This window comes from Novipirellula caenicola, from assembly GCF_039545035.1.
In the GTDB taxonomy this organism is placed as follows: domain Bacteria; phylum Planctomycetota; class Planctomycetia; order Pirellulales; family Pirellulaceae; genus Novipirellula; species Novipirellula caenicola.
Genome location: NZ_BAABRO010000027.1, coordinates 1 through 25,383, shown reverse-complemented (window position 1 = coordinate 25,383; position 25,383 = coordinate 1). Strand labels below are relative to the sequence as shown.

General features: G+C 55.0%; 22 protein-coding genes. 14 read left to right on the top strand and 8 right to left on the bottom strand.

The features are described 5' to 3' along the window. Positions 1–100: 100 nt before the first annotated feature. The 4 genes from ABEA92_RS28800 to ABEA92_RS28785 are packed head-to-tail and all read left to right on the top strand — an operon-like array spanning position 101 to position 5,287. Positions 101–517, top strand: a complete 417-nt coding sequence (locus tag ABEA92_RS28800; protein ID WP_345688879.1) for a hypothetical protein — start codon at positions 101–103, stop codon at positions 515–517. Then, positions 514–2,721, top strand: coding sequence for a hypothetical protein (locus ABEA92_RS28795; RefSeq protein WP_345688877.1), 2,208 nt, complete (start codon positions 514–516; stop codon positions 2,719–2,721). Before ABEA92_RS28800 ends, ABEA92_RS28795 begins: the two co-directional genes overlap by 4 nt. Further along, a complete protein-coding gene (locus ABEA92_RS28790) occupies positions 2,718–3,686 on the top strand; it encodes an ABC transporter ATP-binding protein (protein ID WP_345688875.1) in 969 nt (322 codons plus the stop codon). The genes ABEA92_RS28795 and ABEA92_RS28790 overlap by 4 nt, the downstream gene beginning before the upstream one ends. Continuing rightward, on the top strand, positions 3,683–5,287 hold the full coding sequence (locus ABEA92_RS28785) for an ABC transporter permease (protein WP_345688873.1): 1,605 nt from the start codon (positions 3,683–3,685) through the stop codon (positions 5,285–5,287). The genes ABEA92_RS28790 and ABEA92_RS28785 overlap by 4 nt, the downstream gene beginning before the upstream one ends. Before the next feature lie 144 nt (positions 5,288–5,431). On the opposite strand, the gene ABEA92_RS28780 is transcribed toward ABEA92_RS28785, so the two are convergent. Continuing rightward, positions 5,432–6,985: a sulfatase family protein gene (locus ABEA92_RS28780; RefSeq protein ID WP_345688871.1), complete on the bottom strand. Its 1,554-nt coding sequence runs from the start codon at positions 6,983–6,985 to the stop codon at positions 5,432–5,434. Between the two features lie 892 nt (positions 6,986–7,877). Here ABEA92_RS28780 and ABEA92_RS28775 point away from each other — a divergent pair. Both ABEA92_RS28775 and ABEA92_RS28770 read left to right on the top strand, forming a co-directional pair. After that, positions 7,878–8,645, top strand: a complete 768-nt coding sequence (locus ABEA92_RS28775; protein WP_345688869.1) for an AraC family transcriptional regulator — start codon at positions 7,878–7,880, stop codon at positions 8,643–8,645. Positions 8,646–8,854: 209 nt separating this feature from the next. Continuing rightward, on the top strand, positions 8,855–9,535 hold the full coding sequence (locus ABEA92_RS28770; RefSeq protein ID WP_345688867.1) for a histidine phosphatase family protein: 681 nt from the start codon (positions 8,855–8,857) through the stop codon (positions 9,533–9,535). A gap of 193 nt (positions 9,536–9,728) precedes the next feature. On the opposite strand, the gene ABEA92_RS28765 is transcribed toward ABEA92_RS28770, so the two are convergent. The 3 genes from ABEA92_RS28765 to rlmN all read right to left on the bottom strand — a co-directional run bounded on the left by ABEA92_RS28765 (position 9,729) and on the right by rlmN (position 12,291). Beyond that, a complete protein-coding gene (locus ABEA92_RS28765; RefSeq protein ID WP_345688865.1) occupies positions 9,729–10,457 on the bottom strand; it encodes a glycine zipper domain-containing protein in 729 nt (242 codons plus the stop codon). A 46-nt stretch (positions 10,458–10,503) separates the two neighbouring features. Continuing rightward, positions 10,504–10,791 carry a hypothetical protein gene (locus ABEA92_RS28760; protein ID WP_345688863.1) on the bottom strand — a complete coding sequence of 96 codons (288 nt, stop codon included), beginning with the start codon at positions 10,789–10,791 and terminating at the stop codon, positions 10,504–10,506. Positions 10,792–11,184: 393 nt separating this feature from the next. Continuing rightward, positions 11,185–12,291 (bottom strand): dual-specificity RNA methyltransferase RlmN, encoded by a 1,107-nt coding sequence (gene rlmN, locus ABEA92_RS28755; RefSeq protein WP_486348739.1) that lies wholly within the window; start codon positions 12,289–12,291, stop codon positions 11,185–11,187. Positions 12,292–12,524: 233 nt separating this feature from the next. On the opposite strand from rlmN, the gene ABEA92_RS28750 reads away from it, so the two are divergent. Then, positions 12,525–13,703 (top strand): M20/M25/M40 family metallo-hydrolase, encoded by a 1,179-nt coding sequence (locus ABEA92_RS28750; RefSeq protein ID WP_345688862.1) that lies wholly within the window; start codon positions 12,525–12,527, stop codon positions 13,701–13,703. Beyond that, positions 13,693–13,944 (top strand): (2Fe-2S)-binding protein, encoded by a 252-nt coding sequence (locus tag ABEA92_RS28745; RefSeq protein WP_345688860.1) that lies wholly within the window; start codon positions 13,693–13,695, stop codon positions 13,942–13,944. Before ABEA92_RS28750 ends, ABEA92_RS28745 begins: the two co-directional genes overlap by 11 nt. A gap of 400 nt (positions 13,945–14,344) precedes the next feature. Here ABEA92_RS28745 and ABEA92_RS28740 read toward each other — a convergent pair whose 3' ends face one another. Continuing rightward, positions 14,345–15,658, bottom strand: coding sequence for a porin (locus tag ABEA92_RS28740; RefSeq protein WP_345688858.1), 1,314 nt, complete (start codon positions 15,656–15,658; stop codon positions 14,345–14,347). 641 nt (positions 15,659–16,299) lie between these two features. Here ABEA92_RS28740 and ftsY point away from each other — a divergent pair. The 3 genes from ftsY to ABEA92_RS28725 all read left to right on the top strand — a co-directional run bounded on the left by ftsY (position 16,300) and on the right by ABEA92_RS28725 (position 19,528). Continuing rightward, positions 16,300–17,322, top strand: a complete 1,023-nt coding sequence (gene ftsY, locus ABEA92_RS28735; protein WP_345688856.1) for a signal recognition particle-docking protein FtsY — start codon at positions 16,300–16,302, stop codon at positions 17,320–17,322. Between the two features lie 4 nt (positions 17,323–17,326). Beyond that, positions 17,327–17,908 carry a MiaE family protein gene (locus ABEA92_RS28730; RefSeq protein ID WP_345688854.1) on the top strand — a complete coding sequence of 194 codons (582 nt, stop codon included), beginning with the start codon at positions 17,327–17,329 and terminating at the stop codon, positions 17,906–17,908. 528 nt (positions 17,909–18,436) lie between these two features. After that, positions 18,437–19,528 (top strand): hypothetical protein, encoded by a 1,092-nt coding sequence (locus tag ABEA92_RS28725; RefSeq protein WP_345688852.1) that lies wholly within the window; start codon positions 18,437–18,439, stop codon positions 19,526–19,528. Positions 19,529–19,807: 279 nt separating this feature from the next. Here ABEA92_RS28725 and ABEA92_RS28720 read toward each other — a convergent pair whose 3' ends face one another. Together ABEA92_RS28720 and ABEA92_RS28715 are read right to left on the bottom strand one after the other, a co-directional pair. Further along, positions 19,808–20,116: a hypothetical protein gene (locus ABEA92_RS28720; protein ID WP_339937616.1), complete on the bottom strand. Its 309-nt coding sequence runs from the start codon at positions 20,114–20,116 to the stop codon at positions 19,808–19,810. Between the two features lie 267 nt (positions 20,117–20,383). Continuing rightward, on the bottom strand, positions 20,384–21,196 hold the full coding sequence (locus ABEA92_RS28715; RefSeq protein ID WP_345688850.1) for a 50S ribosomal protein L11 methyltransferase: 813 nt from the start codon (positions 21,194–21,196) through the stop codon (positions 20,384–20,386). Between the two features lie 224 nt (positions 21,197–21,420). Here ABEA92_RS28715 and ABEA92_RS28710 point away from each other — a divergent pair, with 224 nt between their 5' ends. Next, complete coding sequence (locus ABEA92_RS28710; RefSeq protein ID WP_345688848.1) at positions 21,421–22,467, top strand: hypothetical protein; 1,047 nt, start codon at positions 21,421–21,423, stop codon at positions 22,465–22,467. Then, positions 22,464–23,144 (top strand): class I SAM-dependent methyltransferase, encoded by a 681-nt coding sequence (locus tag ABEA92_RS28705; protein ID WP_345688846.1) that lies wholly within the window; start codon positions 22,464–22,466, stop codon positions 23,142–23,144. Before ABEA92_RS28710 ends, ABEA92_RS28705 begins: the two co-directional genes overlap by 4 nt. Before the next feature lie 14 nt (positions 23,145–23,158). Here ABEA92_RS28705 and ABEA92_RS28700 read toward each other — a convergent pair whose 3' ends face one another. After that, entirely contained in the window at positions 23,159–23,914 is a 756-nt protein-coding gene (locus tag ABEA92_RS28700; protein WP_345688844.1) for a 3-keto-disaccharide hydrolase, read from the bottom strand. A 230-nt stretch (positions 23,915–24,144) separates the two neighbouring features. Here ABEA92_RS28700 and ABEA92_RS28695 point away from each other — a divergent pair, with 230 nt between their 5' ends. Further along, positions 24,145–25,083, top strand: coding sequence for a sugar phosphate isomerase/epimerase family protein (locus ABEA92_RS28695; protein ID WP_345688842.1), 939 nt, complete (start codon positions 24,145–24,147; stop codon positions 25,081–25,083). Positions 25,084–25,383: the final 300 nt, after the last annotated feature.

Genomic DNA, 25,383 nt, shown 5'->3' with positions numbered 1-25,383 from the left:
TCCACCGGGGGCTCGCAAACGTTACACTGGTGGCTTACGTCTGACTGTGTGGCTTCATTGCTGAACCACGTCCGCTTCGCCCGTCTCGGTACCGATCACCATGTCCCCAGTCCCGCCATCGGAAGGAATGTCGCAAAACGACTCGTCGGCCGCAAACGGATTGAGCCAAGAATCACTGGAGCTCGAGGTCAAAGAGCAGCCGCTACGAGAGCGGTTGTTTCCCCAGCTCTCGCTGAAATTCCTATTAAAACTGACCGCAATTTGCGCTGCGGTGATGTGGGCGTTTCGCGCCGGCGCGATGGACAATCTATTTTGGGCAAAATGCCTTAGCGTGATTTTGATCACGGCGATGGGATGTTTTTTCGCTTATGCCGCCATGTTCTGCATCGCATTTTTCTTGGCCCGATTCAGTGGCGCGATCCTCGAACCGTTCCAGCACAATCGGCCGACCCCGCACAGCGGCGCCCCGGCTTCGCTTTCCACAGCACCGTCAATCCCTCGCGAGGACAACGCGTGACTCCATTCATTCGCCTTTCGATGCTGCTGGTTGTCATTGCGGTGGTGTCGGTCGCCGAGCGACACGTATATGGCCAATCCGACCCGCATGCGCAAACCGTGGCAACGCTGCCCGCGAATGCACGCAAGGCAGGATTTTCGATGTCGGTCCAGATATCCAAGGTTGCCGCCAATGGCTATCAACCGATCTATTTGAATTTCACCAGCCCGCTAGGAAGCTTTGCTTCGGACCGGACGTTTGACGTCAGCTTGTCGCCTCAGAGCAATTGGACGAGCGACTTGGACTTTACGTTTCATTGTCAGTGCCATGTCAAACAAAAGTCCACCGTCGCCGGCTTCGTCGTTTATGTCCCCTATTACGTCCCTTGGGAAGCGATTTTTGTCGAAGTGCGAGACGACGGACGAACGGTCCAAGGCGGTCGACAAATGGCATTCGTCAATCAATTGACGGTCCGCCACGCGGATCAAAAAACATCTGTGGGCATCATTCACCCGACACTCAAGCAACCACCTGCAGCAGGACTTCCTGCATTTCCGGACATCCGTACGCTGACCACAGTGCTGGGGGACGGTCCGATTGACGAAAACACAGACATCCCCCGGCTGTCGCATGTTGAATCCTTGCGACAGGTCGCTCAAGTCCAACCGGCATGGGTCCAATTCCGTAACATTGCTCCAGAGGCGATGCATTCATCGTGGCTGGGCTATTCCCAACTCGATGTCATCCTGATTCATGGGCCCACGCTTGAAACGCTGGCTGGCAGCGGACCTGCGGATCAAATCGATGCGCTCGTGGACTGGGTCGCCGCCGGAGGCAACCTGTGGATCTATGACGCAGGCGGTCTCTCGCTTCCGTTTCCCAATCTAAAACCGATCGCGGCGGGCCAGATCGTAACGCCGGCGAGGGTCAAGGGCAGACTCAAACTACAGGAACTCAATGACACCACGGATCTCGAGTTCGAGTCATGGACGGGAGTCAACAAACAATCCAATAATTGGCAGTGGAAACAGAGCAATACCCCTCTGTCACAACGCCAAGACATTTTTGACAAATTGGTCAAAGCCAATCATCCGGCGGCGCAGAACCGTGCTGCAAAAACATTGGCATCGACGATCAAAACCACTTCGCTGGGTCGCGGCACCGTCACCACGATCGACGACGTTGATCCATTCCCGGGATCGTTTCAATTGTGGCAGACCGTCGCCGATCTGCACGGCAAGCGGCAATTGCAGTGGGTGACGCGAAACGGGATCGATGTCCGCTTTGGCAATGACCTATATTGGAGCTGGTTGATCGAAGCCGTTGGCGGTCCCCCAGTGAAATTGTTCTTTCTGATCAACACCGTCTTCATTGTCTTGGTCGGCCCGCTGAGTTACCGTTTTTTCCGCAAGAACGAACGATTGTACTTGCTGCTGTTTTCCGCCCCAGCGCTCGCGTTGCTGGTAACGAGCGGCTTGTTTATTTCCGCGATCTTCGCCGATGGTCTAGGGACTCGATTGCGAGCCCGCCAGATTACATGGCAGGATGCCCAAACAGGCTACTTAGTCCACAACGACCGGTTGACCTACTTTTCCGCGATAGGAAGAAGCGGTGGACTGCAATTCAGCAGCGATGCGGCCGTGTTCCCCGTCCTGAACAAACCTGCGGAAAACCGATATTACGGCGGTCATCGCAATGGGGGAACCGCTTACCATATCAACGTTGGCGACGACTACCAACAATTCTCCGGCCGCTTCCTACCCTCGCGATCGCAGGTTCAATACCTGTACCTCGAGCCTCAAAAGGCCGCTCCGCTGGTCACGTTTTCTCAAACAGACAATGGATTGTCGGTGACCAACGAATCCGACAAACCGCTGTATCAAGTGGTTGCATGTGATAATCAACAACAACGATGGATCACCCAAACGGTTGCTCCAGCAGAAACGGTTAGGATGAATCCAGTGCAAACCGGTTCGGCTGCTGCAAAACTAGGGATTTCGCCGATGCAGTTGGCGAGTTTTGTTCCAAAACTCCGACGCGCGTATTACAGCCGCGGCAGCACGGGATCGGAAATTTCAGTGATCGACCAAACGCTCAACGGATGGCTGGCCAGCATTCCTGCGAATCAATTCATCGCAACGACCGCATTGAGATCCGATTCGCTTGGAATCGATGACGTCGAGATCGAAGATAGCGTTCATGTCATTATGGGAGCATTGAAATGATCGCGACCACTTACCAGGCAACATCGTATGCAGGACCGATGATCGAACTGAATTCGTTGTGCCGCACGTTTGGAACCACCCACGCGGTTGACAATGTTTCGTTTGCGGTCCCCAGAGGCAGCGTGTTTGGCTATATCGGTCCTAACGGAGCGGGAAAAACGACCAGCATGCGAATCTTGTCGACGTTGGAACTGCCGACATCAGGCGAAGCGTATATCGAAGGCCTCTCGAGCGTCAACGATCCCGATCGTGTGCGTGGCCGTTTGGGGTTCATGCCCGATGGATTTGGAACCTATAGCGACACGAACTGTATCGAATACCTGGATTTCTTTGCCCGTTCGTACGGTTTGGTCGGTCGCGAGCGAATTCGTCGATTGCGGTGGGTGATCGATTTTACGGGGCTGCGTCCGCTGGCGACCAAGCCAATGCGAGGGTTGAGCAAGGGGATGCGTCAACGGCTGTGCTTGGGACGCGCCCTGATCCACGACCCTCCGGTGCTTGTCCTTGACGAACCCGCAGCGGGGTTGGACCCGCGAGCGAGAATTGAGCTGCGTCAAATCATCCGCTCGCTCGCCGCAGAGGGCAAAACGATTTTGATCAGCAGCCATATTTTGACCGAACTTGCCGAGATGTGCGACCGCGTGGGGATCATCGAGCGTGGACGATTGCTTGCGACCGGAACCGTCAGTGAAATCCGCCGCACGCTGCAGCCGCATCGCGAAATTTTAGTGCGTGTCGCGGCTGACGCCGATCAGGCGGCTGAACTGATCTCGCAACATGCACAAACCAAAGATGTGAAGAGGGTTGAATCGATCATTCGATTTTCGATCGAAGATGGTGACGCACCGCAAATCGAGATCCTCCGACTGCTCTGTGACGCTCGCGTCGACGTGCTCGAGTATTCGCCGTGCGACCACTCGTTGGAAGATGTTTTCTTGCAAGTCACGAAGGGACATGTGCAATGAGTGATACCGTATCGGCAACAATCGCACTTGAACCCGACTGCGATCCCATCATGGCAGAACTGGACGACGAACATCCACTGCTTCGCGACACCGACCGCCCGGGGTGGTGGGGATGGATCGACCAACAAAGCGAAAGGGTTTCGCGTCACTTGAACCCGATCTTGATCAAAGAGGCGCGTCAATCGCTGAAGAGCCGGCAATTTGCCGTGACCTTCTTTCTGCTGCTGATCGCGTCGTGGTTCTGGATGATCATTGGTGTGGTTACGCTTGCACCGGATATCTATTTCGTTCCGTCCGGCGCAGATTTGATGTCCGGCTATTACTTGTTGCTTGCCATTCCGATGATCGCGATGGTGCCGCTTGCCGCCCACCGATCGTTGGCCGCTGAACTTGACGAAGGCACCTACGAACTATTGGCGATCACGAAGCTGACGTCGATGCGAATTGTGACCGGCAAACTGGGAAGTGCGGTCCTGCAGATGATGGTGTATTTCGCCGCGTTAGTCCCTTGCTTTGCCTTCTGCTACCTGCTGCGTGGCATCGACATGGTAATGATTGCCACCACGGTCGTGTTGGTGTTCGGGGTCTCAATCTTGTTGACCACCTTTGGGTTGCTGTTAGCCACCGTGGTCCAAAATCGCGCCGGTCAAATCTTTACGCTGCTTGTTTTACTCGGCGTGATCGTGTTCTCCGAATTTTTGTGCGGTGCATTTGTACTGGAAGTCATCATGCAGCAACAAATTTTTTGGAACAGCGAGGGGGTGGTGTTCACATCGCTGTTCTCAGCGGTAGCAGTGTCATGCATGGTGATGTTTGTTCGTGCGGCCGCAGCCCGGATTGCGCCGATCACCGAAAATCGGTCGACGCGGTTGCGCTGGATCATGTTCGCCCAACAATTGATTTGGATTGCAAGCATCGCGACGCTCGCACTGTGGTACTCTGAAGAAGAAGTCCTCGAGTTTGGAATCATGATCTTGGGGGGCTATTGGCTTTTGATGGGCACGTTGATGCTCGGGGAATCCTCGGAACTAAGCCCGCGTGTGTTGCGAACGCTGCCGCAAACAACCTTTGGGCGGATGATGATGCTGTGGTTTAGCCCCGGACCAGGCACAGGATTCATGTTTGCCACCGCCACCGGTTGCGTGGGCATGATCTCGCTGGGATCGGTAGCCATTCTGTTCGGTTTTAACGATGCATTGGAACCGATCGTCTTTGCATTATTGATGATGGGTTATTTGATGATGTTTCTTGGTGGCAGTCGGTTGGTGGTGCTGCCCATCGCGTGGCGATTCGGAAACACATTCGCACTTCCCTGCTGTGTCACTGCCACCCTGCTGACGCTGGGCGTGCTGGCGCCCTCGGTTTTTATGGCGTTAACCACCGGCGGCCCCTCACAACAATACGGGATTCAAGAGTTTACAAATTGGATATGGACCATCGAGCGATCGTTTAGTCGCAGCTCTTTCAACGAAGCGGTCGCACTGATCGTCTTTTTAAGTGGGATCGCCGTGTTCGTTGTGAATCTATTTCTACTGGTCCGCGAGTTCTCGTATCGCCGCGTCGCCGTCCCCGCCCGGGTGATCGCCGACTCTGAACAATGACAAACGAAGCGGGCTAACGCGGGACGGCTAAAACCTTGGGTAGGGGCGTTGAAGCCGAAAGGGAGTTTATTCTTTCGGCTTATTTTGCGGTTACCTGCGGTGCCCCATTGTTATCGACAAGCCGCAGTTATCGATTTGCTGCAGTTATCGACTTGGCGCACTGCGGCCGCTGGCGATCGATTGTTCCAATAACAAAGTCAGCTCTTCGACGATCTCGGGATGCGACACCGCCAAATTCTGCGTTTCGCCGGGATCGGTTTCCAGGTCATAAAGTTGCCCCGGAGCCTCCGGCGCGGTGTCGGGCAGCAGATACTCTTTGAGCTGGGGGTGCGTTTCATAGCGGTTGCCACCGGATCCTTTGTGCGCCAAGTACTTCCATCGTCCTCGCCGGATCGCCAAGTATTTCGCGCCACCAAACCCCTGCTGTAATAGATACGGACGAATCGGCTGCTCGGGAGCCTCGCCCAACATCACGGGTAGCATACTAAAACTGTCTTCGGCCGCATCGTCGGGAAGCGGTGCTTCGACGATCTCGGCGATCGTTGCCATCACATCGGTCAGCGAAGTGAGCTCGGACGAAGTGGTCCCTGCGGGTACTTTGCCAGGCCAGCGGACGAGAAACGGCACCCGGTGGCCGCCTTCCCAATTGTCACGCTTCACACCTCGCCACGGACGTGCCCCATCGTGACCGTGATCATGCCGCATGTGATAGATCGTCGGGACCTCGGGACCATTGTCGCTCGTGAAAATGACCAACGTATTGTCGTCAACATTCAGACGCTTGAGCGTCTTCATCAACTCGCCGACGACATAGTCCAATTCGAAAATGAAATCGCCATGCGGCCCTGAATTGGTTTTCCCTTTGAATGCGTCGCCGGGAAACGACGGCAAGTGAACCGCTTGCGTGCTGTGCAGCAAGAAGAATGGTTTGTCGGGTGTTTCCGCCACGTGGCGGACAAGAAAATCTTGACTCTTTTTCAGAAACACCATGTCGACTTCTTCGAGATCAAAGTCCGGTGCAACCATCCCGCGTCGGTTATCGTGCGAATAGGGATGTTTGGGAAGCGTCGACTGATCGAGCTGTTTGACGGGCGGATTGGGAATCCGTTTGCCATCGATAAACGCGTACAACCAATCGGTCGTCGGACAGCATGCGGTGCCAAAGAAATGATCGAATCCACAATCCACGGGCCCGCCATCGATGGGACGCGAATAATCAATTCGCTTGACCGCTTCGAGATTTCCGTGATGGATCGGTTCCCCCTGCTGATCATAAAACGTCAATCCAATGTGCCACTTGCCAAAGCATGCAGTGGTGTACCCTTGTTGACGCAGCATCGATGGCAACGTCAACCGCTCTGGATCAATCAACGATGGTCCGCCGGCCCCCGAAAACACACGGCCTCCGTTGGGAATCCGAAATGCCATTTGCCCCGTCATCAAACTGTAACGTGTCGGCGTGCATACGGTACATGGACTATGTGCATCGGTGAATCGCATCCCCTCGCTCGCGAAACGATCCAGGTTCGGCGTAGGGATCTTCGATTCGGGGTTGTAGCATCCCACGTCACCGTACCCCAAATCGTCGGCCAGGATCACGACCACGTTCGGCTGTTCGGCGGCGAAGGACGTGTTTAAGTAACCGCCGCAGAGGGACGCCACCAAAACCAGCGCCGCTAAGTTCAATGTCAGCTTCATAAGTTTAAATCGATCTTCGGGGGAGAGGGCGAAGCAAAAGCAGGTTTCGCGTCGGCACCGCATTTGATGCCGGCGAAAACCGTCACCATAACAACCGGCGAAGCAAAAGTCATCGGTCGCATCATCTTGCAACGCGAGTTACCCCAACGCGGCACTACGGCCATCGTAAAACCGCTGCAAATGCAAAAGGGGCAGGATCCATCCATACACTGTCGCTGTGGGAACAAGCGTTTGGACGGAGACGAATTGATCCTAGTGACGGACGAGCCCTGGTCATTGGATGAAACGATTGCGACTCGACAAATATGCGCACAATTATGGAAAACCAATTACAATCCATCATCCGACGGAAACAGGATTCCATTAGGACAGGCGGTAAATGACTCCATTTGCCCATTGATCCCTAAAACGCTCGGTGTGGAATGGGGGAACGTCCCCACCCAGATCCAGCAGGCTTCGGCGGAACAAGACTAATCATTTGCGACACGCCGATATTGATTTGCGACACCTTGGTCATGGGGGGATGCTGCCGTGCGGCCTGTACCGGAGACGCCGCGATGCCGACAACGGGCTCCCTCGGTTTTAATTCACTCCAATCATTGGCCTTGCGATCGATTGCAATGCTATGATTCACGTAAATCTTCACCTTGACTTAGCCGCCATAAAACATGTTTTTCAGAACGAGATATCCCCGATGCTGGACTCGATCGGTGGGGCTGTTATCGGTTGCCCGAAGCGTGTTAAGCCGCGTCTGCCTTGCGAACCTTGCCCCTCGTGAACATTCGCATGCGATTGCTCGCAGGATTGGTCACGGTCATTCGATACCGAATCTGCATCGCCACGAATTTGCTGTCTCTCTCTTCTCGGACGCCATGGGTAAGGACCGACGACCATGAACACTTGGTTAACCCCCACCACGGAATTCGCGGCGAGACAGCTGACTAGCATCGATATCGGGTTGTTAGCTCAGCTTTTCGATCAGGCGGACGACGTTGCGTTTTTCATTAAGAATGAACATGGACAATACGTGTGCGTCAATGAATCGTTGGCGAAGCGGCACGGTTTGAAGCGGGCTGCCGATGCGATTGGCAAACGTCCCTCTGAAATTTGTCCCGGTGACTTCGGACAAGTACCCGCCGAACAAGACGCCAAGGTCTTACGGACCGGACGCGCGTTGGTGGGTCATCTTGAAATGCAGTGGCATCGTCCTCACAAACCGGTTTGGTGTCTGACCACGAAACTGCCGATCATTGATTCCGACGACCACATCATTGGTTTGGTTGGCTTTTCACGCGACGTTCGCGTGCCGGTCGAAACGGATATCATTCCCAATGAGTTTGCTCAGGCGCTCGAGTTCTTTGAACAAAACCCGATCGAAATCAGCACCCCCTCGATGTTAGCGGAGCGTGCTAACATGTCGCTGCAACGTTTGGCTCGGCTGACCAAGCGACTGTTCGGTCTAACCCCCAGTCAATTCATACGTCAAACACGCGTCGCGACAGCATCACGGTTGCTGTTGGACACCGACAAGACGATTGCCGACATCTCCTTTTCAAGTGGGTTCTATGACCAGAGTGCCTTTACCCGAGCGTTCCGCGCGGCGACCGGCGTGACGCCATCCCAGTTTCGCCAACAAACCCAAAACCTAGCGAAGGAATGAAGCGACTCCGGCGAACTCGCGGCAACGGCCATCCAAAGTCGCCACACGATTGGCGACGGTTCGCATCCTCGGTTGTGATCCCTAGAATTGAGGCGACCGGTGGGATACGCATCGGTCATTTTCCCTCGTAATTCTATCGAAACGCCAGTGACGGCATGGCTTGGGCCGCGCCGAGAACTTGGCAGCCAGCACGGACTCTGAAATCGACGATGCAACTTTACCTGATTCGACATGCGGAAAGCGAAAACAATGCGATGCCGCCCTACCAACGGATCGAGGATCCAGCGATCACGCCACGCGGCCGATTGCAATCCGAATACCTAGCCAAATGGACCAGCACACTGGCGATCGACACGCTGATCACAAGCCCGTTTCGCCGTTCGATCCAAACCACTCGCTTTATCGTCGATCAATCGCCGCAATGCGTTCATGTTTGGCACAACGTGTTTGAACGCGGCGGTTGTTTTCGCGGCCACGGCCCCGATGCGACCGAAGGAGGCCCTGGCATGGGACGCGAAAGCATCGAAAAAGAATTCTCGGCGTTGCCCCACGACTGTATCATCGATGAAACGATCACCAGTGCGGGATGGTGGGCTGGGAACCGCCGTGAAACCGATGACCAAGCGAACACGCGGGCCGAAGTCGTCACCGAGCGATTGATTCAATCGTTCGGAGCCAGCGGCAAAACGATCGTGGCCGTCATCCATGCCGACTTCAAACGATGTTTATTGGCGAAAATGCTTTCGCAGGTCACCGATGTCGAAAAGGTCGGAGCCTTCGTCAACACGGGAATCACCAAACTGGAATTCGATGGACATAGCTGGAAACTGCATTGGCTGAATTCCGCCAGCCATCTGCCGTCTCGCTTGGTGACCGGCATCGAAACGTAAACATAATGCCGCGGAGCCTTTAGGACCGCCAAGAGACGGCGTTTGCGTGTCGTAGCTACGCTCGCCAGAGCGTGGATGGTTGCCGCGCAAATGCGAATCACCACCTTCTGCGGATCATCAACTTCTGGCAAAGGTAGCCACGAAAAAATTCTTCACAGACAAAGTCGATGGCACTGATGTGCTAAGCGGCGGCTTACTGAGGGCCGTGCAGCGTGGGCGAACCGAGAATGGGCGAAGTCCGTGTCGAAGAATTCTGCGGAGCCGACTGCATCACCGGCGCGACTTGCATTGCGTCGATGACGTATTCGGAGACACCTTGGTCGTGCATCCCGATAATGTCCCGCACACTCAGCGGCATCGTGATGCCGTAGGTTTGCAGATGGTTGACCACTGCGGTATCCGAGATTCCTCGCCGCTTCATCGAAACCACGTCCAGAGGCGACAACGGGCCCAAGTATTGCGGTTCCGACTGCCAATCAGGTCGGCTTCGATAGACCGTTGGCGGCGGAACCACTTCAACGCTAGAGTGCCCCGAATAGGCCGACGAAGGCGAATAAGGCAATCCAGACGGATACGGCGACGTCGATCGGTACTGCGGATATCCCGAATGCGGATAGGCAGGCTGTGGGTACCCGGGGTACGAGTGAACGTGCTGTGGCGGGGCTGAGTGATAGATTCGGTTGTGCTCGATTCGAGCATCCTTTTCGTTACCAATCGTTCCCCCGGCGATCGCGCCGACGGCACCACCGATCAAGGCTCCGGCGGTCTCGTTGTTCCCTTTGTCACCAATCGCAGCTCCGATCGCGGCGCCGGCGAGTCCGCCTAGGATGACGCCTCGACGCCGATGCGTATGGTCCTGTGCGCTGGCAACATTCAGCGTGGAGGCAACCACGACGATCGCGATCAAACTTTGCTTGTACATGGCACGTTACTTTGATGAAAAAAGGAGAGACCGATAATGCAGCGGGTTATTGATCGTCGCTGGGCTGTGTCACAAACCGCGTCATCGTCTTTGATTTTTCGGTGTTTGCTTTTTGAGTGACTTGGACGTCCTGCACCAGAATGCTCGGTCCATAAATCTTTTCGAGCTGTTCGTCACTCATGCTGAGTGGATTTTCGGTGGTCGATCGCTGCGAAGTGGCAGGTTGGGCCGGTCGCGAAGGAGTCGACGAACGAAATAATTGGAAGGGGCTACGCGCGGAAACGGAAGTGTTCGCAGCGACAACAACAAACAAAACAGCGGCAATACGTTTCATGGCAGGATGCTCATTCGGGTGGGAAAGCGGACAGCTTTGCGTCCCCAATCACCACCGCCCCCGCGCTGACGATTTCGTGCAAAGCTTTGTTTCAAAAGTTTTGCACATGATGAATGTCATGCCGATAAAATAACGTCGGCCGACCAAATGCGGGGATGCATCTCGGTAACGCGTGCGGGATATGCCGATTGTGCCGCGAGTGGCGAGTGGCCAAGGGCATTAAGACGCCCTCCGCGATTGCCGTGGGACGTCAATCTTTCGACTGAAAACTTTTGCGTAGTGGACGCGGCTACACGTCCTGCAAGCGGGATCTATAGCAAGACCCATTACTCTCAGCAACAAACAGCACGGTCTGACGTTGGGAGAGACAAAGCACGTCGTACTGTACGTTGCTTAGACCGATTGGCGGTTGCGGCGCAATTGGCCACAGGCGGCATCGATCTCGCTACCTTTGCGTTGCCGGAACATCACGTTGACACCGCCCGAAACCAATATGTCTTTGAAGTCGGCAATCGCTTTGCTGCTTGGCGTCACGTACGGCAATCCGGCCACCGGGTTGTACGGGATCACGTTCAGCATCACGTTGCGTCGGCGAAGAATCCCCAACAACTGATGAGCACAATCATCGGAATCGTTCAGACCACCGAGCAGGACATACTCGAACGTCAAGCGACGTCCGTTGGCTTCGAAATAGCGATCCGCCGCATCGAGCACCGCTTTGATACCGATTCGCTTGTTCACGGGAACCAGCTGAGTTCGCAGTTCATTATTCGGTGCATGCAGCGAGACGGCTAAGTTGTAGGGGACACCATGTTTGGACAATCGATCGATCGCTGGCGGAAGCCCCACCGTGCTGATCGTGATTCGCCGAGGACTGATCCCTAGCCCCTCGGGACTGCGTGCCTCGTCCAGCGCCGGCAACACGCGATCCAAGTTGGCCAGCGGTTCGCCCATTCCCATCATCACGATGTGGCTAAGCCGTTCGTCCGGGTGCAAACGCGATTGCAGACGCAGCATCTGTTCCAAGATTTCGCCGCGTGTCAGATTGCGGTCCACGCCGTCAAGTCCGCTGGCGCAAAACACGCACCCCATCGCACAGCCCACTTGGCTGCTGACGCAAATGCTTCGGCGAATGCCGTCGCGAAGCAGCACACATTCCACCTCGCCTCCGTCGAACAGACGCACCAGCAATTTGTCGGTGCCATCGGACGAGCACACCGCATCAACTTCGCTGGCGCGAAAGATCACAAAATGCTGCTCAAGCTGCTCGCGAAGCTTTTTGGGCAGATCGGTCATCTCGGCAAACGTGGCCGCACGACGCTGGTAGATCCAATTCCAGATCTGTTTGGCTCGAAACCCCTGCTGGCCCTGCTCGACGAGCCAGCTTCGTAGCTGATCGACGTCGAGATCCAGCAGGTGAATGCGCTGATCGACATCGTCGCCAGAGTTTTGGGCTGCGGCTCCAGGAATGGCAGCGGACGGAATGACAGGAAGATCCAACGGTGGGTACCAGCAGTGTGTAAAGGAGGAACAGCCGTAATCGCTTCGCACCTAGGCGTGTGCGTCAGGAGTCTATTCTAACGCAATGATTTTCCGTGCAGAGGGCAAACTGAAAAGGAGTCTTCTGACAATCGCTGAGCATTATTGTTAAATTGCGGCGGACCGCTGTAAAACCAACCATTTCGTGCCAAATGAGATGGCATTGACGTCACGCCCCACCCCAGAGAGCCCTCATGGATGCCGACAAGACCCTGGACCGATTCCTCGAATTAGCTGCAATTTCCGGACTCAGTGGCGACGAACGAGCCGTCGCCGAGTACCTGGTCCGCGTTTTCAAGGAAGCGGGGGTCCCCGATTCGCAGATCCAATTCGACGGTGCCGAAACGCGAACGAATTTAAAAGGAAATTGTGGCAACCTGATTGTCACGCTGCCGGGAAACGGCGCGGGGCCGAAAACGATGCTATCGGCGCACATGGATACGGTCCCGATTTGTGTCGGCAGCCAGCCGGTGGTCGATGGCGGTCAAGTGCGAAGCAGTGCAGCGACAGGGTTGGGGGCAGACGATCGCAGCGGGTGTGCAGCGATTTTGACCGCGGCACTGGAGCGGTTGAAACGCGGCGACGAAAATTTTCCTCCCGCCGTGATCGGCTTTTTCGTACAAGAAGAAATCGGGCTGCATGGGGCTCGCAATTTGGATGTGTCGCTGGTCGGCAACGTCGACCGCGCGTTTAACTTTGATGGCGGAGCTCCTGAGAAGGTCACGATCGGAGCCGTGGGTGGCGAACGGATCACCATCAAAGTGTTCGGAACCCCCGCTCACGCCGGAGTCGCGCCTCAGCAAGGCGCCAGTGCGATTGTGATGGCATCCAAAGCGATCGCCGACTTGGATCAACGAGGATGGCTCGGCAAGATCGAAAAAGACGGCCGTAGCGGGACCGCTAATGTTGGTGTCATTCAAGGCGGCGATGCGACCAACGTGATCACGCCGCTGGTGACGCTGCGTGCCGAAGCGCGAAGCCACGACGCCGAGATGCGGACACAGATCGTTGACGAGATTCGGCAAGCGTTCCAGACGGCCGCCAAAAGTGTCAGTACTGATTCAGGGATTTGTGGAAAAATTGAATTCACCACCCAAGTCGATTACGAAGCGTTTCGATTGGACGAGAATCATCCGTCGGTCCAAGCGGCCAATGACGCGATTTCCAAGGTGGGACGAACGCCCTACTGTGCCGTTGCCAACGGTGGACTCGATGCCAATTGGTTGTATCGTCATGGGGTCGAGGCGGTCACGATGGGTTGCGGCCAGCAAAACATTCATACAATTGATGAACGACTCGAAATTGCCGACTACCTCGATGCCTGTCGTATTGCGACATGGCTGATCACCGAAGGAGCCGAAAGTGCAGGATGATGACGAACTGTGCTTGTGTTTTCACGTCACACGCCGCAAGGTCGTACAGTTCATTCGCGTTCAGAAACCGAAGCGGGCAAGCCAGCTTTCGGAATGTTTTGGTGCAGGCACCGGTTGCGGTTGGTGCCGCCCGTTTTTGAAGAAGCTGATGGACGAAGCCAATCCGGAAGCGGTCAACTTGCCGGGGCCCGAAGATTACTCGCAACAGCGTGCGGAGTACCGCAAGCACAAGTCAAACTAAATCGCGAGTGTGTTCGTCATCGCTTCATTTTCGGGGTAGTGGAACTTGCAGGAAAGTTTCGATCCACACCGTGAAATGTCGAAAGTGATGTTTGGAAAGTGAATCGTCGAAAGTCTTGACGGCTTGTTGATTTAGTGAAGCTTCCTGCGGCGAGGGTGTATGATGGACTTCCTAGTCCGTCAATGGTGGATTCGACGGACTAGGAAGTCCATCGTACGAATAAATCAACAAGCCGTTGACGACTTCCGCTACGGTCATGACCGACCCTTCTTGGCGGTCACAAAACACCGGTCACAAAACACCAGGGCAAAAATAAAACCCGGCCGCCTTTTTTCAAGGCGACCGGGTCTTTTTCAATCTGCGATTCACTCACACGATTCGTTGCTCGTTTACACGAAGCTTAGAATGTGAAGATCGAGTCAACGCCGAAGGTCCATTGCTCGTCGTCGTTGTTCTCAAGAATTCCCGAAGGATTTCCTTCGACCCAGTCGTAACGAATTTCAGGACGAACGGTGACGTTGGCGTGTGGCTTGTAGTTCACACCAGCGGTCAAGGCGTAGACGTCAACGTCGTTGCCATCAAGAACGCCTGCCTTCGCATCGTACCATTCGAAACGAGTTCCGTACGACCAGCAATCGTTGATCGTGTAGATCAAGTATTGGTTGATGTCGAACGTTTCGCGAGCGGTCGCTCCAGCACGATCTTCGGTGTCAAGCACGTCGCTTTGGAAGATGTACTGAAGGTTGTCCGACAGAGCCAAGTCCGCAACGATCGAGTGCATGTAGCCTTGCTCGTATGCGTTTTGGTTGTTGGCGAAAACGCCTCCGACGGTTGCGTAAGTGACGGTCAAGTCATCGGTCAAACCAACCGACAATCCGCCGAGGAACGCGTCGCCGTTGTCTTCGAAACCGCTATCCCAACCCATGACGTATCCACCGTAAGCGGTGACGTTGTCGTTCACGTTGTAGGTAGCCAAAGCACCGGTGTGCGTAAATGGCTCGCTGTTGTACATCGTGTAAGCGTGGCTGTAGAAGAAGTTACCGGTCGCTTGAACCACTTCCCATCCGATGATGGTGTAGAAGTGACCGACTTTGACCGACAAATCGCCGTAACCAGCTTCCATGTACAACTGAGGCATCGCGTGACCGTAGTCAGGTCCGTGATCCCAGCCGTTGTCCCAGTGATCGTTGTCGATTCCGAACGCTTGCGTGTCTTGCGAGTCGGTACCGTATAGATAGTCGATGCGACCACCGATATCGAAACCGCAAGAGGTGTCGATTGCTTTCTCGGCGTACAACCAAGCTTGATGCAGTTGCAATTCATCGGGACGGCTGTTGAACAACGGCAGTGCGTCGCTGTGGTAGCCCATTTGAATCCAACCACCAGCGGACCAACCGTTGTGCTCGCCGAACAGGGTCCAAGGGTCACCCAGGCAGCAGTCGCCACCGGTCAAGATGCTGCCGATGCCGCATCCCGAACCCGATCCACATCCGCAGCCAGCCGAATCGCAACCACCGTCGCATCCGCCATCGCAGATGCCGGTGTCGCATGTGGGAGCTACGGGCTCGCAACCGCAAACTGGTTCGCCGCAATCGCAGCCTTTTTCTGCACAGTGCGAAACCAAATTGATTTCGTTTGCACGGATATCTGAATTGATTCCGGCATTAACGCCACAGGCCATCATGGCCAGCATCGCTAGTTTGCTAATTCTCATAATCGCTCTCTACTCCCCATCATCCGTAAAGGGTGACTGTATCTTCTGCTTAATAACAACCACGTGAATTTTCCTAACGACGACAAACCGTCAGGGAAAACGCAGGTCTACGCCCGCATTAGGTAGAACGAATTCGAAATTTCCGCCTGAAGAAAACTGCGAGAGCTCACTTCAAATTGCGATCGACACTCCTACGTCCACGCTAAGTCTTCACTGCAGATATCGGAGGCTCACATGGAATCACACGCACGAATGTGGTGATTCCGGTTCGCTACGACCAAGTCGGGTTCCACAAATGCATCTTGTAGGAATCTTGCCAACTGATCCTCTGAATCCTTCTAGCCAAACTTAGCCGATCGAAACGGTCGATCGGTCTACAATCATTTCATCGACTGTAGCGATTTTGATGACTGAACGTTTTTGGGCGATGAGGCTGAACATTCGAGATGAGTGCCGTTACAAATTAACATTTTGCAGTTTGACTGCAGTAAACACGCTACTTAACCGACGCAGGAACCCCCCGTCGGTGCCGTGCAACCGGGCCGGATCTATACGAAACGTGGCCAATCGGGCAGAATCGGTGCTTTCCCAGAGACGTCCACCCCGTCCGATTCTTCCCCTGACAAGCAAGTGATCCACCAATGGCGTTTTGGCGTTCCAAAAACACCGTTTCTGACGATTCCTCCGCAGCCGACTCGCAAAACACCCCTACTCAGGGGCAGGCACCGGATGTGGCCAAGAAATCGGGCGGCGGCCTGCTTTCGAAAATGCGTGCCGGATTACAGAAAACGCGGCGTACTCTAAATACGGATATCCGCGACCTATTCAAAAGCGAAGGCCGGCTCGTTGACGACGCGCTGCTTAGCGAATTGTTCGCCAAATTGATCCGCACCGACATGGGAATCGGCCCCGCCGAAACGATTCGGGACGATGTCGCGACGCGTTTGCGAGGCCGAGTGGTGCAGTTCGACGAAGTCGTGCAAACGATCACCGATCAAACCCGCAGCATGCTGCAGCAGGAATCGACCGCGCTGAACCTAGCCGACGCCCCGCCCACCGTGATCCTGGTGGTCGGTGTGAATGGCAGCGGCAAAACCACGTCGATCGGCAAACTGGCCAATCATCTACATCAATCGGGCAAAAAGGTCGTGCTCGGGGCTGGCGATACGTTTCGTGCTGCGGCGGTGGAACAATTGACCGTTTGGGCAGGCCGGATCGGATGCGACATTGTCACCGGCAAACCCGAGGCGGATCCGGCGAGTGTCGCGTTTCAGACGGTCCAACAGGCAATCGACACCGGCGCTGACATCGCGATCATCGACACCGCCGGCCGGTTGCAAACACAAACGAATCTGATGCAGCAACTCGAGAAGATTCGCCGCGTGGTGGAAAAGAAGATCGAGGGGGCGCCGCACGAAGTGTTGCTCGTGCTCGATTCGACCGCGGGTCAAAATGCGATCAGCCAAGCACGTGGATTCAGCGAAGCGGCCAAGTGCACCGGCATCATTCTTGCGAAACTTGATGGTTCAGCCAAAGGCGGGGTCGTGCTGCCGATTCGCGAACAGTTTCAATTGCCCGTGAAATTTGTCGGTCTGGGCGAAGGCATTGAGGATATTGCCCCGTTTGACCCCGCCTCGTTCGCCACCGCATTGTTCTCGGAGTAAGCCGATGTTGCATTTACAATCCGAATCCGCCGCCCGCTGGTTCGAACAGGTCGACCAGCATCTCGACGAAATCCTGATCGATCACGCCCACTGTGAACGCAAAGCGGCGTCGACGGCAATGAACTTTATCAATGCCTATGCAGTGAATCGCGACCTTTGCCGCGAGATGAAACGAATTGTCGAAGAGGAACTCGAACACTTTGAAATGGTGCTGGATATCCTCCAGCAGCGTGGGATCGAGTTCCGACGGCTGACGCCCGGCCCCTATGGCAAAGAATTGAACGAACTCGTTCGATCCCAGGAACCCGATCGCGCGGTCGACCGGCTGCTTGTCGCATCGCTGATTGAAGCTCGCAGCTGCGAGCGTTTCAGTCTGCTTGCCGAGCACGTTCGTCATCGCGAGCCGGAGCTGGCCGATTTCTACGCGGGGCTTTTTGAAAGCGAAGCACGACATCACACCACGTACGTGCGGCTCGCGGAATACTTTGCCCCACGGGAAACGGTGCGTGAACGACTGAACCAACTGTCCGCTTGCGAAGCAAAGATCATCGCCGCAGGCTCTCCGCTGCCGCGGATGCATAGCTAGCAGCGTGTTTCACGCTGCGGCGCGGTGGGATGCGAGTTTGCGTGCTTCGCAGTGACGCGGCGTTAGGCTCGCGGAGCACGAACGGAAAAAAACTGTCGTATTTCGACGTAGCTGCCGTCGCCAGACGGCGGAAATCCACGCTTTGGCGAGCCTAGCTACGACAATAATAAACCGCACGTTCGCGGAGCGATCGATGACATTGCGAATGTTTCACGGGTGTCGATGGAAAGTGAGTTTTCATTGACGGGCTTGCCCGGGGATCTTGTTCGTTTGCTTTCTGCGAGAGCCACCAATACAGTTCCTTTGCGAGGCGATCGTAGCGGATCGGATTCCCTATCCCGTTCGCCTTTGCCCTTTTCCAAGACGGAAACTGGATTTCATCCCCCGACGGCTTCGTACAGCGTCGGCGTTTGATAGCCCGGAGGATCCGGCAAGACAACATACGGAAGTCTTGTTCGCACAAAACCATCGCCCCCGCCAAGGGACACTCGATGGATGTTGCCGAGATCAAAGAAAAGGAATATTGAAATGCAACGCTCCCTCATGTTTTTCTCTGCGATTCTGCTTGTCCAATCCGCAGGGCTCTCCAAAACATCGCAAGCATCCAACCCCGAAATCTCGTTCGACCTGCCTTTGGTCGCCGCGGCGGTTCCCAATTCGTGCGACAGCACTGGGGCTCGCTTGGTCGATGTCGAATTGAAACTTTCATCCATGATCGTGGCTCCGGAACCCAAACGGATCGATCAATGGATCGTTCGCTGCCAACCCCGCGACCGTGCAATGCAAATTGCCGACTACGCTCCGCGAACCGAAGTGGCGAGTCCCATTCAAGGAGCAATCCAAATCAAAACGACGGACGAAAACGCCAAGTCAGCAGGCTTGTCGGTCGACGGAACGCTTTCGCATTTCGCTGTCGGAAGTTTTGGTGTCGATCAATCCAACAAGGCCACCGAATCGCTGCAATACGATCGCGTCTCAGCCGTCCAAACCGTGACCGCCTCGGGCACGATCAATCGAGGACGCGGGGTATATTTCAAATTGAACTGGACCGAACAACAAGTACTCGAAGGCGAAAAGACCTTTCGTTTGACGTTCAAGGTTCCCGATCATTGGCGAGGCGGATTGATCGATGTATCGGTAATCGCGCAAAGCGAAAAGAAATCGTTCGGCGGCTGGGACAAAGAAGTGGTCACCCTTGGTAACGCGCATTTCGTGGTCGCTGCATACAGCGATGGCGATCAAGCAGCCCTCGATGCTGCCAAGGATCTGTCGAGTGCCGAAGAGACACTGCGACGCGCGGCAATCGAGCATCTGCAAAAACGAAACAGCTCGCTACCGTCGCTGGTCCGCAGCGTCACCCAAATCTTTGATGCCAAGGACCGTAACCGTTCGACTCGCTGGGTCGAGCGATTGTTGTTGGACGCGACCAATCCCTATTCGGACAAAGAGATTCTGGAACTGCCGGTGCAGACGCGTGTTGTTGCCATCGATTACTGCGACGCCCGCGAGACGTTCACCCGGTTGAATGAGCCATCCCCAGTCGAAATCACCATGTCCGACGTTGCCGATGTGGGTGCCCCCTCAACACGCTACTCCGCAGCGAAGCCAGCGGTCGAGTAAGACATTCGAATCAAACCAAGCGGCTTGTCAAACCAAGCGGCTTGCTGAATTAGTGAGCTGCGACGCGAAAGTGGCTTTGTCCCAAGCACGGCCCGGTGCATTACGGCACTCGGCTCACACGACCGTTTCGCTTTGACTAGATCGACAACCTGCGTTTGTCGCCAACGTCGATGGCGACGAGTTCGCGGCATCGACTTAGCGAACGGGCTGTTTCGTTAACAGGGCTGTTTCGTTAACAGGGCTGTTCGGTTAACGGGGCTGCTCGGTCAACGAGACTGTTTAGTTATTGCTGAAACCGATCGCGTGAAACGCATCTCGGCCGAGCGGGTTTTTTAAGAATTGACGATGGCATTCAGGACATAAATCGTAACGTCCCTGCAGACTGGTTTCCGCATTGGACAGATCCATCTCGTCCTCTTCTGCGATGCCTTCAAGGATCTGATGCAACTCAGTCAAGTGATCAATGTCCTCATCAAAATCACCGAGTTGCGGATCGGGTGCGGCTTGAACCTCAAGCTGCACCGTGTATCGAATTTCGCAAGCGGTATCGATTTCCCGTTTACAACGATCACAGGTGTAATGAATCATCAATCAGTCATCCAACCGTGGGTTAATCTCGTCAACGCGCCGGGTACACAAACCCGATGCTGAAATTCAAATGAAAAGAAACGTGACGAGCTATCTTAATATTAGTGACGTGAGCGATACGGTCGCAAGGCAAATTGCCCTTACTTTTTTTAACAATCAAACCCGAGCCTGACAGATGCTTGACAAACGCCATCGCATCGAGTTAATGGCGTTACGATCGCCATCGAAACAAGTCATTCCTTTACCACTCGGATCACACCGCTGAATTTACTGCGACAAGGGGGGTGAAATAAACTCTCCTTCGGAGACAATTTCGGGATTGGCGGCAATCCGAATCTCGACGATCAAACTGGGACGGATCTCACGGTCTAACGTTTCCCAGTCGCGAGAATCGAGCACCTTTGCCTGATAGTGTTTGCTTTGAGCTGCGTCAATGAGTCGCGAGATGGCTTGTTTATGGTGCACCACAAACAAGGCTCGGCCGCCGACGTTCAAATGCGGTTTCAAGTGATCCAGTAACGCATCTCTCCAGTCATCGGGATCTTCAATCCTGGCCTCGGTCACCCCGTCGCCAGACACCGCCGGGGGGATCGCATCAGAAAAATTAACGATCACCAAATCAAATTTTTCTTTTTCTTGGACCGCGGACAACACTGCTTCCTTGCGTCCGGTGGACCGTACTTCCAAATTTGCCTCGCTATCCAAAGCCGCAGCGTTGTAGCGAGCATTGGCAACCGCAGCAGGATTCCAGTCGATCGCAACGACTCGGCTCGCTTCGTTTTGAAGACACAAAATGGCGATCAATCCCGTGCCTGTCCCCACTTCTAAGACGTTGCGATTTGCCGCAATGCTGTCGTCGAGAATCAATTTGCGAAGCGATTCGGTTTCGTCCAGATCCAGTGGAACGGATTCAAATTGGACCAAGTCGCCAAACAACAGCGATTCCATTGGCCATGTTTGCACCACCCCGTACGAATAATCCAAGTCGTCACGATAACCTCGCGAGCACCCGCAAAACGAAATTGCAAGCCACACCAGACACAGTGCTTTCCAAATCCGCATCGTTTTCAAGATCCGCATCGTCTACCCTTGCAACGCCCCTCAAAAAAATTCGATTCGTGCACTATGGTATCACAGGGCGGCAGGGTCGATCACAGAAATCCGTGGCAGCAACACCCCCCAAACCCACGGCGGCGAGGCCACTTTCAAAAAAACACCACCGTACCGACAGATGCGGCCGGGACGATTCGCAAAACATTCTTGACAACAAGTTCCGGCAAAGGACGCTATCGAGGACCACACGCATGGCGACCATCCTTTCGGATTCATCACAAGCGACGACACGTTCATGGCGGGGGCTGATCTCGATCCCCAATATCCTATCGCTGGACGCGCCGCTGGTGGCCATCGGTTGGCAGTGGCTGATCCGTTCTGCCTTTGTCGATCCCGCCGCGTCGCCTGTCCAGCCCAATGGGACGCCAATGATGACTGCGTCAACGGTGGTCTTGTTCATGACCGTGTGGTTGATCTACACGGCAGACCGTTTGTTGGATTGCCGGCGGATGAACTTTTGCCGCAACGCAGCACCACGCCATCGATTTGCGAAACGTTGGTCTTCGCTGTTGTGGCCGCTGTGGTGCGTGGTGTTGATTACCGGCGGCCTGATCGCGTTCACCTACTTGCATCGCGAGCTATTGTTTGGCGGTGGTATCTTATTGGGCTTCGTCGCCCTCTATGCGGCAGCGGTCCACGATGCACCATCACGCCGACGGGGATTGCCCAAAGAGTTCATTGTCGGTTCGCTGTTTGCCATCGGGGTGAGTCTGCCGGTGGTGACATCACGTGTGACATTTTCGCTTGTCGTGACGATTGCATTAATGGCAGCCTTGTTCGTACTGAATTGTTTGTGCGTAGCCACAGCCCAACGGCCTAGCGATCGACAACAAGGAATGGATTCGGCAGTGTTGATGTACCCTCAACTATCCGTCTACCTTCCTTGGCTTGCCGGTGGGTTGGCCACGGTATCCGCGGGCCTTGGTATTGGCGGATGGATTCCCCTATCGATTGCCACCCCCACTTCGCTGAGCAGCTTTTTGCTGATTCCGATTGCCTGGTCGATCGATGATCGACCGCATCACCCCAGTTCATCCCACCCCAGTTCATCCCACCCCAGTTCATCCCACCCCAGTTCATCCCACCCCAGTTCATCCCACCCCAGTTCATCCCAGTGCAGTTCGTCCCAGTGCAGTTCATCACAGTGCAGTACGTCACCGTGTAACTCATCATCGCTGGGAGAGCTTGCCGATTTTGCACTGCTATCTCCCTTCCTGGTGATGGCAATCGTGACATGAGCGACCGCGGCGCCGCGGGCTACGACCGGCTTGCCCGTCACTATGCGTGGATCGAAAAGTTGCGATTCGGCAACACGCTTCAGCGAGCTCGCGTTTCAGGAATCCGCCAACTTACCGATCTCCATTCGTCTCCTCGCGTGTTGATCCTGGGCGATGGCGATGGTCGACTACTCGAAGCATTTTTGCAACAATGCCCCGCTGCCAAGGTCACCAGCGTGGACCTCAGCCCCAAAATGCTCGAGCAGCAACGCAACCGCATCGCCGCTTTGAATCGGCATGACGTCACATGGATATGCTCGCCGATCGAGATGTTTGCGTTTCCGACGTCAACGTTTGACATCGTGATCACGGCATTTTTCCTCGACTGCTTTGATGCACCTCAACTCAGCAAGCTGCTGCCACGCATCGCCGGTGCACTCAAGCCGCAATCGAATTGGTACGTTGTCGATTTTTGTGAGCCCGATCGAGGACTGCGGCGCATGTGGGCAAAGTTTTGGCTTGCCATCATGCACACGTTTTTCCGCTGGCAAACTGGACTTCGAACTCGACGCATTGTTGATCCTCGTCCGCAGCTTCGCGACCTCGGATTTGAACCTCAGTTCCAAAGCACCTTCCACTTTGAAATGATCGTTGCCGCGATCTATCAGCGGCGACAGCCCACACGCATGGGAGACTAAGGTGCAACTCTTCGTTACTTCAGCAGCGCCGCAGTGGTAGTCTCGTCCGCCATGCCGCCGGGCAATTCCATGATGCGAATCTTGCGAAAGTGAATTTCACGGCCTTCGGACTCCAAACAGAGGTATCCCTTTTTCAGCGATGCATTGCGGATTCCGTTGACGAACTTTCCGTTGACTGAAAGCTTGACCGTCCCATCGACCGCCACGACGACGTAGTGATTCCACTGCCCAACGCCTTTGCAGCGATTCTCAAGCGACTTGCTGCGATTGCCACGCGGATTGTCGGGGATCGCAGTCATCCCGCCTGCACCAAACAGTTCCCCATGAACGTAGGCGATTGGCGGCAGCGTCCCATCGGCGTGTTTGTTTTGGTTCACCCAATCGAGTTCCAGCATTTGCACTTCCATTCCCAATGGCAATCGATTCTTGGGATCGGGTGTGGCATCAGACCAAAGAAACACACCTGAGTTACCGCCCGGTTCCATATGCCGCCACTCGATATCGAGAATGAAATTCTCGTATTGGCGATCCGAACGCATCACCCCGATCGGCTGACCGGTGCAAACCAGCAACCCATCCTTGACGCTCCAGGTTTCCGGCGATGTGTTGACATCGATCCAGCCCGATAAATCCTTGCCATTAAACAGATCGCGAAACTGCAGGTCTTCGGACAACGCTTCTTCGGACAACACCGGAGTGGCCGCGAACATCCAGCCGAAAAGTAGTACCGAGCACAGCGAGGGCGTGGACCGCGAAAATGTCGCTTTCATCAAATTTTCCGTCGAATGGACTGGGGGTGGGAAAGGAACAGGCAGGGGAGGCCGCGTGATTATAAAGCAAACGACAGGCAATCGGATCGGTCGACCATAACATTTTTTACGCTGTTTGCCTCGCTTACCCCAAGCGAAACGGCGGACGACAAATTACAATTTAGCGAAACAATTCAAAGACACCCCCTCCTTCATCCCTCCCAATCAAGCACACAGGATATTCGTTCACGATGCGTACATTCCCCAACGTTCCGAGTCGTCGTCAGTTTCTTCAAGCCTCGATGGCCGCCGCGGCTGCCACTACTCTGGCGGGCCAGCGCGTGTTTGCTGCCGAAGGCGGCGATGCACCCTACAAAATTTCGCTCGCCGAGTGGTCGCTGCACCGGACGTTACGAGACAAATCCAAAGGGATCACCAACCTCGATTTCCCTCGCATCACCAAAGAAGAGTTCGGGATTGACGCAGTCGAATACGTCAATCAGTTTTTCAAAGACAAGGCGCGTGACACCAACTATTTGACCGAACTGAAAACACGCTGCTCGGATGTCGGTGTGAAAAGTCTATTGATCATGGTCGATGGCGAAGGCCGACTGGGTGACCCCGATAAACAAAAGCGTAAGCAAGCAGTTGAAAATCATCATCAATGGGTCGAAGCGGCTAAGTTTTTGGGATGTCACTCCATCCGCGTCAACGCAGCGAGCGGTGGCAGTTACACCGAACAACTCGATCGCGCCGCCGATGGACTTCGCCGACTTAGCGAGTTCGCCGCACCCCATGGCATCAACGTGATCGTTGAAAACCATGGTGGACTCAGTAGCAACGCCGCTTGGTTGGCCGTGGTGATCGAGCGTGTCGGCATGGACAACTGTGGAACGCTTCCCGACTTTGGCAACTTCTACATCACCCGTGGTGAAAATCCAGACCTGTTCAATCGCTACCACGGCGTCCAAGCGTTAATGCCATACGCGAAAGCGGTCAGTGCAAAAACTCACGAGTTTGACGAAGAGGGCAACGAAACCTCCACCGACTACGAACGGATGATGCGAATCGTCGTCGAGCATGGCTACCACGGTTACGTCGGCATCGAGTTCGAAGGGGGCGGCGACGAATACGAAGGCATCCGCAAGAGCAAAGCGTTGCTAGAAAAGGTCGCCAAGAAAATCGGCTAGAAGCCGGCCAGGACGCGAGGTGGTGCCGTCGTCCGTAGCAACTTGCTTCACCCTCCCCGCTCGCGCCGGCAGGGTCGAAAAACGAGCCTATAGCGAGTTTTTCGGGGAGGGCGGGTGAACTCTTGCTGGCACGATCCACCTCTAACACAACGAACCCCACCCAGAGCCGGCTGCCGCCGACTCTGACCTCCCCACAGGGGAGGTGAAATTCGATCACCCTCCCAGCTCGCATCGGGAGGGTCGAAAAACGAGCCTTCAGCGAGTTTTTCGGGGAGGGTTGGTGAACTCTTGCTGGTACGA